General features: G+C 64.1%; 11 protein-coding genes. 10 read left to right on the top strand and 1 reads right to left on the bottom strand.

Annotated elements, in window-relative coordinates:
• The first annotated feature begins 139 nt into the window (after positions 1 to 139).
• The 4 genes from A9W99_RS18285 to nbtC are packed head-to-tail and all read left to right on the top strand — an operon-like array spanning position 140 to position 5851.
• Positions 140 to 706, top strand: coding sequence for a GNAT family N-acetyltransferase (locus tag A9W99_RS18285; protein ID WP_067381165.1), 567 nt, complete (start codon positions 140 to 142; stop codon positions 704 to 706).
• 30 nt (positions 707 to 736) lie between these two features.
• The gene (locus A9W99_RS18280) at positions 737 to 1495 is read left to right on the top strand and encodes a thioesterase II family protein (RefSeq protein WP_067381162.1); all 759 of its coding nucleotides are present in this window, start codon (positions 737 to 739) and stop codon (positions 1493 to 1495) included.
• On the top strand, positions 1492 to 2817 hold the full coding sequence (locus A9W99_RS18275) for a polyketide synthase (protein WP_082930083.1): 1326 nt from the start codon (positions 1492 to 1494) through the stop codon (positions 2815 to 2817). Before A9W99_RS18280 ends, A9W99_RS18275 begins: the two co-directional genes overlap by 4 nt.
• Before the next feature lie 4 nt (positions 2818 to 2821).
• Positions 2822 to 5851: a nocobactin polyketide synthase NbtC gene (gene nbtC, locus A9W99_RS18270; protein WP_253870033.1), complete on the top strand. Its 3030-nt coding sequence runs from the start codon at positions 2822 to 2824 to the stop codon at positions 5849 to 5851.
• A 128-nt stretch (positions 5852 to 5979) separates the two neighbouring features.
• Here nbtC and mbtG read toward each other — a convergent pair whose 3' ends face one another.
• A complete protein-coding gene (gene mbtG, locus A9W99_RS18265) occupies positions 5980 to 7266 on the bottom strand; it encodes an NADPH-dependent L-lysine N(6)-monooxygenase MbtG (RefSeq protein ID WP_067381159.1) in 1287 nt (428 codons plus the stop codon).
• Positions 7267 to 7468: 202 nt separating this feature from the next.
• Between mbtG and A9W99_RS18260 the strand changes: the two genes are divergently transcribed.
• From A9W99_RS18260 to A9W99_RS18235, 6 genes are all read left to right on the top strand, one after another.
• Complete coding sequence (locus A9W99_RS18260; RefSeq protein WP_253870045.1) at positions 7469 to 9067, top strand: (2,3-dihydroxybenzoyl)adenylate synthase; 1599 nt, start codon at positions 7469 to 7471, stop codon at positions 9065 to 9067.
• Positions 9068 to 9132: 65 nt separating this feature from the next.
• Positions 9133 to 9558 carry a hypothetical protein gene (locus A9W99_RS18255; protein ID WP_067381157.1) on the top strand — a complete coding sequence of 142 codons (426 nt, stop codon included), beginning with the start codon at positions 9133 to 9135 and terminating at the stop codon, positions 9556 to 9558.
• A gap of 195 nt (positions 9559 to 9753) precedes the next feature.
• Complete coding sequence (locus A9W99_RS18250; RefSeq protein ID WP_082930080.1) at positions 9754 to 10197, top strand: MmpS family transport accessory protein; 444 nt, start codon at positions 9754 to 9756, stop codon at positions 10195 to 10197.
• Positions 10198 to 10232: 35 nt separating this feature from the next.
• A complete protein-coding gene (locus A9W99_RS18245; protein ID WP_067381151.1) occupies positions 10233 to 13013 on the top strand; it encodes an RND family transporter in 2781 nt (926 codons plus the stop codon).
• A gap of 11 nt (positions 13014 to 13024) precedes the next feature.
• A complete protein-coding gene (locus tag A9W99_RS18240) occupies positions 13025 to 13879 on the top strand; it encodes a lipase family protein (RefSeq protein WP_156623175.1) in 855 nt (284 codons plus the stop codon).
• Positions 13880 to 14121: 242 nt separating this feature from the next.
• On the top strand, positions 14122 to 15040 hold a 919-nt coding region (locus tag A9W99_RS18235), incomplete at its 3' end, for an alpha/beta hydrolase (RefSeq protein WP_082930079.1).

Raw genomic sequence — 15040 nt, 5'->3', positions numbered from 1 at the left:
GGCCAGGGCCTGGCCCGTGTTTCGGTCCGCTGTCGCCGCGACCGATTACAAGTTCAGCAGCTTATGTTAGCCTTCGCTAAGTTGCATAGGTCTTGCGGCCGTCGCGGCTAGGAGGTACCGGAGGCACGGGAGGTAATCGGTGAGCACGCCGGCCTCGCGGCGCTACGCCGCCGCACTGGACCATGAAGTTTTCGCAGCGAATTTCTCGCTACGCCGGGCCGACCCGGACCAGGACCTGCAACTCGTGCACTCGTGGATGAACGACCCGGAGGTGGCGCGGTTTTGGAAGATGCCGTGGCCTCTGCAGGAAATAGCGTCCTACCTGCACCGACAGGACACCAGTCTGCATTCCACGCCGTACCTGGGCTTTCTTGACGGCGTCCCGATGAGCTACTGGGAGGTCTACTGGGCCGATCTGGACCCGCTGGCCCAGCACTACGACGCGCGCGAGCACGACGTGGGCCTGCATATGTTGCTGGGACCCGCCGAATGCCGCGGACGGAGGCTGGCCGCCGATCTGATTCGTGCGGTCTCGACCCGGCTGCTGAGTCGACATCCGCGCACGCGGGTGGTCGCCGAGCCCGACGTCGAAAACACGCGGGTGATTCGAATCCTCGAGGGTCTCGGGTGGCGGCGCGCCGCGGATTTGGATCTGCCCAACAAGCGTGCCGCGCTCATGATCCTCGAGCGCGAGCAGACGCGATAGCCCGCGCCCGAACGTAGAGAGGTAGCAGCCATGCCGCGCACACTGGGCTGGATCAGGCAGTTCCACCCACCGGATTCGGCCGGCAGCCTGCCACTGCTGGTTTTCCCGCATGCTGGTGCGGGCGCATCGGCTTACCGGGAATTCTCCAAGCTGCTCAGCACGAAGTTCAACGTCATCGTTTTCCAGTACCCGGGTCGCCAGGACCGGGCAGCCGAAGCCTCGCTGCTCTCGCTTCCTGAGATCGCCGCCGGAGCGTTCGGCGACTTCTCGACGTCGAATCACAATCGCGGCCTGCCGATCGTCACATTCGGTCACAGCATGGGTGCGTTGGTCGCGTTCGAGTTCGTCCGGCTCGCCGAAGACACGGGCATCGATGTGCGACGGCTCAACGTCTCCGCGGCGGTGGCACCGAGCAACGTCGCCGGCAAACCGCCACATCCCACAGACGACGAGGACATCCTCAACCATCTCGCGGCGCTCGAGGGCACCGACTCGGATGTGATCGCGAACCGGGCCCTGATGAGGTTGGCGCTTCCCGTGATCAAAGCGGATTACCAGGCCTTCGACGCATATTCCTGCGCCGACGACGTCAAGGTCGCGGCCGCGATCCACGCGATGGGCGGTGACCAGGACCCCTATATCACGCTGGGCGATCTGTACGGATGGGGCAAACACACCGACACCGTCGAAGTCACGATGTTCGACGGCGGCCACTTCTACCTGCAGTCACACATCGACGCCGTCGCCAAGCTGTTGGTCGCGAACGCCCACTGCGAGCAGACGACTTGAGCAACCAGGGTGCTGCCGTCACGGCGGCCAGCGATTCGATCGTCATCTCCGGAATGGCGGTCGAGGCGCCGGGCGGGATAGACAGCCCGGGCGCGCTGTGGTCGGCCCTCGCCGAAGCGCGCGAGCTGCTCGGCCCGTTCCCCCGGGATCGGGGCTGGACGGTCGACGATCTGCTGTCGGCATCGCGGGTTGCGGAAGGGTGGCGGCAGGTCTGCGATTCCGGCGGATTTCTCGATGGCGCAGCGACATTCGATCCATCCTTCTTCGGCCTCACCGATCACGAGGCAATGGTCATGCACCCCCAACAACGGGTCGCGATGCGGGTGGCGTGGAAGGCGCTGGAGAACGCCGGAATCAATCCCGGCAGGCTCGACGGTTCCGACGGCGGCTGTTTCGTCGGAATGTCGATGACCGAATACGGCTCGCGCACCGCCGTGGCTGACGACTACACGGGATTTCGTACCGTCGGCATGGGACAGCTGGGAGGCGCAGGCCGGATCTCGCATTGCCTTGGTCTGGTCGGCCCGTCGATGACCGTAGATTCGGCGTGCGCATCGTCGTTGACGGCAGTGCAATTGGCAGCCAACGCGATTCAACTGGACGAGTGCGATTGGGCGGTTGCCGGAGCCGCATGCGTTCTGGGAGAACCGACAGCGTTCTACGAGTTCTCCCGACTCAATGCCGTATCCGCGGACGGGCATTGCCGCGCCTATTCCGACGACGCCAGCGGCACCGTCTGGGGTGAAGGCGCGGGAATGGTTGTCGTGGAACGTGAATCCCGAGCAAGACGATTGGGGCACCGGATCTACGGCCGCATTCTGGCCATCCGCACCAACCACAACGGCAAGGGCAAGCCGATCCTGGTGCCCCGGGGCCGCGCGCAGGAGCAGTTGGTGCGCAAGACCATCGATGCGTCGGGAATCGACGCGGCCGACGTCGGCATGGTCGAAGGACATGGCACCGCCACCCCGGCAGGCGACCCCCAGGAGTTGAAGGCCCTGCTTAACACCTACGGCTCGGCGGGATCCCAGGCACTGCTGGGTTCTATCAAGTCGAATGTCGGCCACGCGCAAGCCGCGTCCGGCATCCTCGGGCTGATCAAGCTGCTCCTTGCGGGGCAGCACGGACAGATTCCGCCAACCTTGTTCTCCGACAATCCAACCAAGACCGTCGACTGGGATGTGACGGGCCTGCGCCTCGCCACGAAACTGCACGCTTGGGAGCCGAAAGACGGCATCCGCTACGGCGCTGCGTCGTCGTTCGGCGCGGGGGGCTCCAATGCCCACGCGATCATTGCCATGCCCGCGAGCGGCGGAGGGTGAGCAGGTGAAGCACCTCACCTACCGGCTGCCGGACGGGAGCATTCCCGTTCTGCTGTCCGCGGATAGCACCGATCTGCTCCAAGCTGAGGTGGCGGACCTGCTCTCGTACGCAACAGACCATCCCGCGGTGGCACCGCAGGCGATCGCCGACATGCTGTTCCGGACGCGCATCGCCCGCCGGCATCGGGCGCTGGCCATGGTGACCGACCGCGACGAAATGCTCGGCGCCCTGCGCGCGGTGCTCGATGGCCGCGAACATCCCGCGGTGGTGCGCACAGACGGGGCCGCGGTGGGCCGCCGGCTTGCCTACGTCTTCCCCGGGCAGGGCGCCCAGCGTCCTGGGATGGGCCGGCTCTTCTACGATTCGATCCCGGCGTTCCGGACCGAAGTAGATCGCTGCGCCGAGGCCTTCGCGAACCGGTGCGACGAGTCCCCGCTGGAATACCTTCTCGACGAACATGTTTCGGCCCAAGACAACGCGCGTACCGTGCAGCCGGCGCTGTTCACCCAGATGGCCGGGCTGGCCGCGATGTGGCGATCATTCGGGGTCACGCCGGAGGCCACCATCGGGCACAGCCAGGGCGAGATCGCCGCAGCCTACGTGTCGGGCATGATCGCCCTGGACGACGCCGCCAGCATCGTCGGGATACGCGCGCGTGCCGCCGACGAGTTCGAATCGGGTGACTACGCAATGGCGGTCGTCGCCGCCAACCGCGACGCGTGCGAGGACCTGCTGGCGCGTTGCTCAGGCTGGGCACAGCTGTCGGTGATCAATTCACCCAACCTGGTGGGGATTTCGGGTGATCGGGAAGCGGTGCAGGACATCGTCGACACGCTAACCGACCGCGGCACCTTCGCGCGGGTCATCCGTGTCCACTATCCCGCGCATACCAGCTTGATCAACTCGCTCGCCCAGAAGGTCCGCGCGGCCACGCAGCGCGAACTGCAGAATCAGAAGTTCCTCGACTCCGATATCGAGTGCCTGGGCGCCACCCTCGGCGCTCCCATCACGCGCGACTTGTCGCTCGAGCAATACTGGTTTCTGAACCTGCGCAACACCGTTCGGTTCGACAAGGCGATCGCTGCCGCGACGTCCCTCGGCATCGACACCTATGTCGAACTGGCCGAGCATCCCACGCTGCTGCTGGCAGTTGAAGAAAATCTCGCCGTCCTGCATGACGAAGGCGAGCGCGCCACCCGGGTTGTCGGCACCTCACAGCGAACGGCCACCGATTTGCGCGAGTTCACCCGCAGTCTTGCGCAGCTTGCCGTGCACGACCTGAACTATCGGTGGGAGTGTCTGGGTACGGACCCGGGCGGCCCAATCCCGTTGCCGTTGACTGATTTTCCCAATACGCGCATGCGCGAGGTACGGCTGTGGCAGTTGTACCGCCCCATACCTGTCCAGGCTGGGACCGTCACTTCCGCGCCGAAGCCCGAACGCGTATCGGCACGACTTTTGGCCGAGAAGTGGGTGCGGCTATCGCAACGCTCACTGGTAGCGCCCCAGGCCATCGGCATCGTCGATCACACCAAATCCCACGCGGAACTGGCCCATGCGCTGCAACGCGCCGCCGAAGACATCGGCGCCACGGCCCGCATGATCGACGCCGACAGCGCCGATCTCAATGCCGTGGTCATACTCCTTCCCCAGTCGCCCAGGCTGGACGACTATGCGGCTGCGGCCGAGGTTACGACGTTCTTCGCCGATCGCACGTGGTGGCCGGGAGTCAACGAGGCGATCACCGACTACTGGCTGGTGACGATCGGCGGCGAGACAGTCGTATCCGAAGATGGACCACCGGATCCGGTCCACGCGGCGGCGAGCGCCGGCTTCCGTAGCATCGGCGCGGACCATCCGGGCAAGGGATTCAAACACCTCGATCTACCGGCGGAAGCTTCGAAAGCGGAGGCGGCCCAAGCGATCGTCGCTGCGCTGCACACCGGGAAGGAACCCGAGCTGGCGCTGCGCAACGGCGGTCTCTACGCGAAGCGGATCGTGGCAGGCGACGCGGTGCCCGACGGCGCCGCACCCGAACATGCGCTGATCATCGGCGGTACCGGCAACCTCGGGCTGGAATTCTGCGACCACTTCGCCCGCCGCGGCGCGCGCCGAATCACCTTGGTGAGCAGGTCGGGTGAGAGCGCAGCCGGCGTCGTTGATCGACTGCGCGAAATCCGTTCTGGCACGCGCACGGAAATCACCGTCGCTCGATGCGACGTGAGCGACCGAGCGGCGGTGGCGCAATTGGCAGCCGGATACCGCGGCGCCCCGGCGGATCTGATAATTCATGCCGCGGTGGACTATTCGGCCGTCGAGCTCAGCGAGATCACCGCCGAGAAGGTGGACCGGGCGTTGAGGGCCAAAGTCGTCGGCATCGCGCGGGTGCTCGAGACGTATCCCCGAACCGACGATTGTCGGGTCGTGCTCTGCTCCTCGGCGAGGGCGACGATCGGCGGTCGCGGCCAGGTCGTCTACGCCGCGGTCAATCGAATGCTCGATGCCATGGCACACCGCCTCCGCGCGGAGGGACTGGATTGCGTTTCTGTGCAGTGGGGTCAGTGGACAGTCCACTTCGATCTGGATGCGATAAGCACGGCGCAATTGGATGCAATCGGTGTCATTCCGATGAAGCCCGGTGACGCTCTCGCGTTGGGCACCAAACGGTTTCACGAGAATGCCATCATCCTCGCGTTCGACTTCGATCGCGCCCGCCCAGTGTTGGAGGCCTACGGATACGGGCCGTTGATATCCCAGCTGACGCAGCCGGAATCGCGATCCGGCGAAGCCAAAGCGCCCGTCCCCAGTTCTGATATCTCGGGCCGGCTGCTCGGACTGCTTGCGACGGCCATCGGCGAGGAACGTGCCGAAAACATCGACACCACAATGCCGATGGTCGCGATCGGGTTGGACTCACTGCAGGCTCTCGAACTGCGCCGGCGCGTCAAGGCCGAGTTCGGCCACGATCTCGAGGTGTCGGATCTCTTGAGCGGGGCGACGATTGCAGACGTCCTGGCCAAGCTCGGCGGTTAGTCCGACCAATTGTGGACGAGGAGACGCAAAATCCCCCAAAACGTCGCCGTTTCAGGGGATTTTGCGTTCCCCCGCAAGCGGGTGGGCCCACACCGAAGGTAGGGGAGTGCCCCCAGCTCGCCGGGCACTCAAACGGATTGATACTCACCGCTTTCCACCGGGGACGGGTCGGCCACCCCCATATGCGCTGCCAGCACCCGGTCGGACAGCAGCCCCAGGCAGCTTAAATTCGGAAATCCAGGGCCCTCATTGAGGCCGGAAAGGTTGGGCAGGATCAGTTTCGGAGTGATACCGGAAACGGCCAAGTCGTGGCCAATAGACTCCTCCAGCCGCTCGCCCGTCAGCGGGCCGCCTAGGCCGAGCTCCATCAAATCCACGGCATCGGGGCTCAGCAGCGGCATGAACCATAGTGCATCAGCTCCGGATCCGTCGATGACGAGGTCGAATCGGTGCAGTGTCTCCGACGGCTCTCCGGAGCGGTCGGTAGACAGCGTGATCCAAATGGTGCTGTCCCGATCCGTGACGCGAACGACGCGTCCGCGCAGATGCTTGATCCTCTCGTCGGCCAGCAAAGACTCCTGAACCCGAGCCGAGAAAACTCCCCGGTCGGTACGGGCAATGCAGTCACGCCGCTCGGCCTGGCTGAGGCTGCGCCAGCCAGTGGGATCGGAGAACAGCGAGTTCTCGAAGAAGCCCTCCCCGCGCGTGAACAGAGTTGCTTGCGGCGAGATAGCCGTGATCGACGAAACGCGGTGGTGGAAAAGCTCATTGAGCATCGACGCCGCGGTCTCGCCCCCACCGACGACTGCCACGTTTTCGGCGACGATCCGGTCGTGGCGCGAGGCACGCTCCCAGAACTGTGCGATGGACAACACTCGCGGATCGCCCGGGCGGATACACCGCTCCGCCTGCCCCGGCCCGGTGATCATCACCGTATCGGCGGACAAGCGCGCCTCGCGGGTCTGCAACTCCCACCGCGATCCGGCCACCGAAAGCTGAACCACTTCGCCGCGAACGACTTTCAGCCCGGCCACCTCGGCGGCCCAACGCAGGTATCCAGCCCACGTGTCATGAGTCGGCGACGGCCGACCGCGGTCGATCCAGCCGACGAACTGGTCGGTGGCAACCAGATACGACTGCCAGCTGAACCGCATCATCAGCTCATCGAGTTCGGCGTTGCGACCCGGCACCAGCGATGACCGGTACGGAAAACCGACATCCTTTTCGGGACTGGTGCCCAATCGCTGCCTGCCGTCGGTCCAACCGCCCCCGGCCCGCCAATTGGCGGCAACCCCGGCACGTTCGACGGCGACGACATCGGCCACCTCGACACCCATCTCGCGCAGCACCGCCGCCTTGGCCGCGACCGCCACCGCCTTCGCACCGGCCCCGACGATCGCGAGTGTGCCGCTCATGAAGCACCGGCCTGCGGCGCACGGTTCGTCGGCGCGCCGACGAATGATGCGCCACCCACAACCCCACCTCCGTCCGGCAGCTTAGCTCAGGCTGTCCTAACTTCGTGTACGCTACCCTATGTTCTCGAAGCAGGACACGCTTGCCCTGAGGGAGCCGTCGAGTTTGCCTGTTACTCCTTCCCAACCGGCCGAAACCGCAGCGCTGGACGGGTTCGTGCCTTTCCCGCCCGAACGTGCCTCCAGATATCGAGCGGCGGGTTACTGGACCGGTCGCACCGTCGACTCCGTGTTGCGGAAGGCCGCTGCGGCATGGCCCGATAGCCTCGCCATCGTCGACGACCGCGACAGCTACACCTACTCCGAGCTGGACAAACTCGCCGACCGAGCGGCGGCCGGGTTCGCGGCGCTCGGGATCGCACCCACCGACCGGGTGCTGCTGCAGCTATCCAATTCGTGCCGGTTCGCCGTCGCGCTGTTCGGTCTGCTGCGCGCAGGAGCAATCCCGGTGATGTGCCTGACCGGGCATCGCCTGGCGGAGCTGAGTCACTTCGCGCAGGTCAGTGCGGCCGTCGGCCTGGTCGTTGCGGACAACGCAGCCGGCTTCGCCTATCGATCGATGGCCGAGCAGCTGACCGCGGCCCATCCCCAGCTGCGGCACGTGATCGTCGACGGCGAGCCGGGGCCATTCGTGTCCTGGTCAGAGCTGCCCGACGGCGACGTCCCACAAATCGCGCCCGACCCGGGGCTTCCCGCCGTCCTGCTGGTATCGGGGGGCACCACCGGCGCGCCCAAACTGATCCCGCGGACGCACGATGACTACGTCTACAACGTCACCGCGAGTGCAGAGTTGTGTCGGCTGACCCATGACGACGTATATCTGGTGACGCTGCCGGCCGCACACAATTTTCCGTTGGCCTGTCCCGGCATCCTGGGCGCGATGACCGTCGGCGCCACGATCGTTTTCAGCACCGACCCCAGCCCCGAAGCCGCATTCGCCACGATTGCGCGGCACGGCGTCACGGTCACCGCGCTGGTGCCGGCACTGGCCAAACTGTGGGCGCAAGCCTGTGACTGGGAACCGGTGACACCAAAGACGTTGCGCCTCTTGCAAGTCGGCGGTGCCAAGCTGGACCCCGAGGATGCCCGCAGGATACGCGCCGCGTTGACACCGGGTTTGCAACAGGTATTCGGAATGGCGGAAGGACTGCTGAACTACACCAGGCTGGATGATCCGCCGGAAGCGGTCGAGCACACCCAGGGTCGACCCCTGTCCGCGGCCGACGAACTGCGCATCGTCGATGCCGCGGGCGAGCCCGTCGCGCCGGGACAGGAGGGCGAGTTGCTGGTACGCGGACCCTATACGTTCAACGGCTACTTTCGTGCCGGGCGCGACAGCGCACGCAGCTTCGATCCCGAGGGGTTCTACCGCAGCGGTGATCTGGTGCGGCTGCGGGACGACGGCTATCTGGTGGTCACCGGTCGGGTCAAAGACGTCATCTGCCGGTGCGGCGAAACGATTTCCGCACAAGACCTCGAAGAGCAGCTGCTCAGCCATTCGGCAATCTGGTCCGCGGCAGCGGTCCCGCTGCCCGATCCTTATCTGGGGGAAAAGATCTGCGCCGCGGTCGTTTTCGCCGGCCCAAAACTGACACTTGCGGAGTTGAACGCCTACTTGGACGAGCGCGGCTTGGCGGCACATGCCCGCCCCGACATGTTGGTAGCCATGCCGGCGCTGCCCACCACGGCAGTCGGCAAGATCGACAAGCGGGCGATCGTGCGGCAACTGGTGGCCGGCGGATAACGTCCGGCGAAGCGATACCCTGAGGCGCGCGATGCTAGGTTCGACGGCGGGCGAAGGAGCGAGCGGTGAGTTCGGATTTGTTCGGCTTTTTGACATTAATCTCCCTAACTCTGGCGCTGGTGTTCGCGGCCATTGCTGCTGTATTCGTCAAACGGCTCGAGGGCCGAGCGGCTCCGCCGATAAGCGACGAGATCGGCAGCGCCAAACTGGTGATCAGGAAATTACGCAAACGCGAGCCCATGTCGAACGAGGAGTTGTCGTACGCGAGGCAAATCGTTGCCGATCGGGGCTCCTGGATGGCGTTCTGCATTCCCGGCGCTCTATTCATGGTCGGATGTTTTTATGTGTTCGGCAGCCTTTACCATTTGCACGGAGCGGCACCCTCCGAGCGAACATTTCTCGGGGTCTTCCCCATGTTGGCTTCCCTGAACTTCACCGCGCAGCTGCTCAGAAGTAAAAGGTTGAAAGGCCGTCTGCCCAAAATGTCATAAGCATCGCGATGGGTGCGGTGCGTTCACCCGGAGTCGGGTGACCGGTGACCTTGCGGTCGCGTTCCGGCCGCCGTTCGGCTAGTCTTTCGACTCGATTGTGCATTAGACACATGACCGTCTACTATCTGCATGAGCCCGAGGCCGGGGAGCGCGGCGGGAACATATTGGGCGGACCGGATTCGAGAAGGTGATCGAATGAGCCCTCGTTCGGTCGGCAGGACTGTCCTGGCGCGGGTGTGGATGCCGTTAGTTGCCGTCGTTGCGCTCGCTGTGGGTGCGGTGTGCATGTGGAAGGTGCACCAGTTCTCCGCTCCCCCGCCCGTCATCACCGTCAATGGCCCGGCCGCGCCCGAGCAGTCCACTCCCAAACGGCTCAGGTATGAATTGTTCGGCTCGGTCGGGAACGGGGGGATGCTCGTCTACCTGGACGTCGACGGGCATCCGCATCGGGTCGACTTCACCACGTTGCCCTGGTCGCACACGGAGACGACCACGCTTACGGTGGTGTCCGGGAGCGTTTCGGCGCAGGTTCATGGTGGCCAACTCGGCTGCCGAATGCTGGTGAATGACGTTGTGCGCGATGAACAATCCGACAACCATGGGGACGCACACGTGATGTGCAGGGTGAAATCCGCATGAGCGAGCCTCGGGTGAAACGACCCGTCGTCCCCAGAATGGTTCGCGTCCTCGCAATACCGATCATCGCCTTCTGGGCCCTTCTCGCTATTTCGACGAACACCTTCATGCCGCAGGTGGAGAGGGTCGCCGAAGAACTCGCCGGGCCGATGGTCCCGCACTACGCGCCGTCGCAACGGGCGCTGTTGAGCATCGGCGCGAAGTTCCACGAGTCCAATTCGACCAATCTGACCATGCTCGTGTTGGAAGCCGACCGGCCGTTGGGCGACCGGGACCATCAGTACTACGACGATTTGGTGCGCCGGCTCAAGCACGACACCAAGCACGTGCAGTACGTCATGGATCTGTGGGGCAAGCCGATTACCGCGGCGGGGGCGCAAAGCGTGGACGGCAAGGCGGCGTACGTGCTGCTGCGTCTCGCTGGCGATATCGGCCAGATGCAGGCCAACGAGTCCGTCAACGCCGTTCGCCACATCGTCGCCGATAAGGACAAGCCGCCGCCGCAAGGACTCAGGGTCTACGTCAGTGGCGCGGCGCCGCTGGCCTCGGACACCGTGGCTATTGCGAATTCGAGCCTGAACAACATCACCATCGTGACGATCATCCTCATCGTCATAATGCTGCTGCTGGTGTACCGCTCGATCACCAACCTGGTGGTGCCCTTGCTCGGAGTGCTGATCGAGATGCTGGTCGCGAAGGGGGTCATCGCGACACTCGGCCACCTCGGGTACATCGAGCTCTCGTCGTTTGCGGTGAACATCGTCGTCGCGCTGACCCTGGGCGCGGGGACGGACTACGGCATCTTCTTGATGGGCCGCTATCACGAAGCGCGACAAGCCGGCGAAGGTAAGGAGGAGGCGTTTTACACCGCCTACAAGAGTGTCACGCCCGTCATCCTCGGGTCAGGGCTGACGATCGCGGGGGCGTGCTACTGCCTAACTTTCGCGCGACTCAACTACTTCCACACCATGGGACCGGCGGTTGGCATCGCCATGTTGTTCACGATCTCGGCAGCGCTGACACTTGGCCCCGCCCTGTTGACCGTGGGCAGCCTCCTCGGGCTTTTCGATCCGAGACGGGCGGCCAAGGCGCACCTATATCGGCGAATCGGGACGAGCGTGGTGCGGTGGCCGGTGCCGATCCTCGCGGCCAGCGCCGCTGCCGTCCTGCTCGGGGCGATCTTTGTGCCGACCTACCGGCAGAACTACGACGACCGTCAGTACCAGCCGCACAATGCCCCCGCCAATCAGGGTTTCGCGGCGGCTGATCGGCACTTCCCGAAAAGCAAACTGTTTTCCGAGATGTTGATGATCGAGACGGATCACGACATGCGAAACTCGGCCGATTTCATCTCATTGGACCGGGTTGCCAAGAGTCTCATCCGTCTTCCCGGCGTCGCGATGGTGCAAAGCATCACCAGACCCCTGGGTCGCCCATTGGAACACGCCACCCTGCCCTACTTGTTCACCACGCAGGGCAGCGGGAATGGTCAGCAGCTCCCGTTCAACAAGCTGCAGAACGCCAATACGGAGCAGCAGGCCCAGATCACCCAACACAGCGTCGAGGTCTTGCGCAAAGAGATCGTCTTCTTCCAGAACATGTCCGACGAGCTGCACAAGACGGTTATCACCGTCCAGGATCTGCAGCAGATCACCGATCAGATGAATTCGGAGATCTCGAACCTCGACGACTTCTTCCGGCCGGTCAAGAGCTATTTCTATTGGGAGCGCCACTGTTTCGACATTCCCATCTGCTGGGCATTCAGATCGCTGTTCGACGGGCTCGACAACATCGACCACCTGGCCGCGGACATCAAGGACGCCAGAACGTCGCTGGAGGCCCTCGACCGGATCTTGCCGCAAGTAATAACGCAGCTGAAACTCACGGCCGACGACTCGGAGGCGTTGGCCGCGCTTTTGGTCAGCACCTACGGTCAGTCCTCTTTGCAATCCACACAAACCGACCAGACATTCGACGACCTACTCAATGTCGGGCTGGACTTCGACCGGTCGCGCAGCGATGACTTCTTCTTCATCCCCAGAGAGGCTTTCGACAACGAAGACGTCAAGACCGGTATGCAGCTGCTGATGTCGCCGGACGGCAAGGCCGCTCGATTCATCGTCACCCACGAGGGGAACGCCATGGGGCCCGAAGGGGTGCAGCACGTCGAACAGTTCCCCGCAGCGATCACCACGATACTGAAAGAGACGTCTTTGGCGGGCGCTCGGGTTTACATCGGCGGTTCAGGATCGAACGACAAGGACATCAAGGAATACGCCGCATCCGACTTGCTCATCGTGGCGATCGCGGCCTTCGTGCTGATCTTCTTGATCATGTTGTTCCTCACGCGAAGTCTGATGGCCGCCTTGGTGATTCCGGGCACGGTGGCCTTCTCTTACGCGGGTGCGTTCGGGCTCTCCATCCTCGTCTGGCAACACCTGATCGGCCTGCCTCTGCACTGGCTGGTGTTACCGCTGACGTTCATCATCCTGGTGGCGGTGGGTTCGGACTACAACCTGTTGTTGATCGTCCGGGTGAAAGAGGAGCTGCATGCGGGATTGAACACCGGTCTCATCCGCGCGCTCGGAAGCACGGGTGGCGTAGTGACTTCCGCGGGTTTGGTGTTCGCGTTCACCATGCTGGCGATGCTGACCAGCGACCTGCGGACGATCGGACAGGTGGGTTCGACAGTATGCATCGGCCTGCTGCTCGACACATTGATAGTGCGATCGTTCGTCGTGCCTTGCATTTTGCGAATCCTCGGCCCGTGGTTCTGGTGGCCGACGCTGGTGCGTTCCCGTCCGCTACCGCAGCGATAAGAGGAGGGCCTTTGCCTGCGCAGCCAACGATGGATGTGACGACGGCAATACGTCTCGCCCAGCTGCTGAACACAACCTACGACACTGTGCCGACCGACTTGACGAACGCCGCCGGTGAGACGGTCAGTGCCGGCGGTACCGACTACACGGTGGTCACGACAATCTATGCGAACGATCTCGCGACCGACGTCAACCCGGGCCGAGGCAATGCCCAAGTTTCAATCGGCCTGGTCTGTCAGGCGGCGCAATCCGGCGACGTGGTGATCGCGATTCGCGGTACCGAAGGCATCCTGGAATGGCTTCACGATGTCGAATTCCTGCAAGTGCCATGCCCTTTCCTGGCCGGCGCCGGACACACCGAAGACGGCTTCACCGCCCTGTATGAATCGCTGAGGACCGGTGTTGCGCCGGATTCGCCGACGCTGGTCAACGCGTTGGCCAAGCTCTTCTACCCCCGCCCGGTCACCTCTGTGACGATCTGCGGGTACAGCCTCGGCGGAGCCTTGGCGACGCTGCTCGCCCTCGACGTGGCGGCCAACACGGTCTTTCGTGAACCTGTGGTCTACACCTACGCCAGCCCGCGCACGGGGGATTCGCTGTTTGCGCGCACCTACGACCAGGTGGTGAAAAACTCGTACCGGATCGCAAACCGCCTGGACATCGTCCCGGCATTGCCCCCTCCAGTGGGCTACGAACATGTGCTGAATCCGTACGAGCTGAACCCGATTCGATTCTTGCCCCTTCCGCCGAAGGTCTTGGTCAAGTTCAACCCCGGATGCGAACACTCGCTCGCGACATACTTGTACCTCTTGTCCCTGCAGGCGGGCGGACCCGTCATTCCGCTCCAATCAAGTTGTCAACCCTGACGGCCGGGGCGCCGTTGGCCGCGAAACACCCACCATGCCAACGGATTTAGGCACCGTCGGCCGTTTCGTCACACCTGCCACTCTGGTACCAGAAATGGCGGTCATCTTGCGGTCTGCACCTCGGTAGCACGGGTGATAGCACGTTAAGAAGCGGCGTCGCGGCGACCACACAGCCGTCCGTGTGGACGTCGTCGCAAACTCTGCCATTGACTAATGTCACCATTTGCGATTGACTTCGTCGCATGAACGACGTCGTTCCGGCCCGCGGGTCACTGCGCTCTCGAGGCGCGGCAGCGGTCAGCACGTACACCCTGCGGCCACTGAGCGGGCTGATCCCGCCGGAGCGGGCTCGGGGACTCTGGCTGTCGCGACAAATCATCGCCAGAATCATGGGCACACTTGGTCCTCCGCTGACCGGCACCCGCGTCGAACACGTCGACAGCACGCTGCCCGACGGACGTCGGGTCAAAGGCGAATGGGTCTACGGACCGCGCACCCCGACGAGCGAAATCCCACGCTCATCGACAAAAGCCGGAGCCATCTACTACGTGCACGGCAGCGGCTACGCTGTGTGTTCGCCGAAGACGCATCGCCGACTGACGTCGTGGCTGTCATCGTTGACCGGCCTGCCGGTATTCAGCATCGATTACCGGCTAGCCCCCCGCCACCGGTTCCCCACCGCCGCCGACGACGTACGGGCGGGCTGGGATTGGCTCGTCGACACGTGCGGGGTCTCACCCAAACAAATTGTGGTGGCAGGTGATTCGGCGGGGGGTCATTTGACGGTCGACCTGCTGCTGCAAGCCGAGGTCGGGGAGAAGGCACCCGCAGCACTGGTGTTGTTCTCGCCGCTGTACGACCTCACGTTCGGGCTTTGCCTCGCTCGCGAGCGCGTTCGTCCGGATCCCGCCATCCGTGCGGCCGACGCTGTCCGCCTGGTCGGCCTTTACCACGCGGGCACCGATCTCACCCATCACCGGTTGAAGCTCGACGTCGCCGGCGGCGCGGCGCTTCCCCCGACGCTGATCCAAGCGGGCGGCGCTGAAATGCTGCAAGAAGACGCGCGTCAGCTCGCAGCGGACATCCGCGCCGCCGGCGGCAAATGCGAGCTGCAAATCTGGCCGCACCAGGTACACGTTTTCCAAGCGCTGCCGCGAATGA

Origin of the sequence: Mycobacterium sp. 1164966.3 (assembly GCF_001665395.1) — a bacterium.
GTDB lineage: Bacteria > Actinomycetota > Actinomycetes > Mycobacteriales > Mycobacteriaceae > Mycobacterium.
The sequence above is the reverse complement of the archived record's forward strand: the minus strand, read 5'-3'. Positions and strand labels throughout refer to the sequence as shown.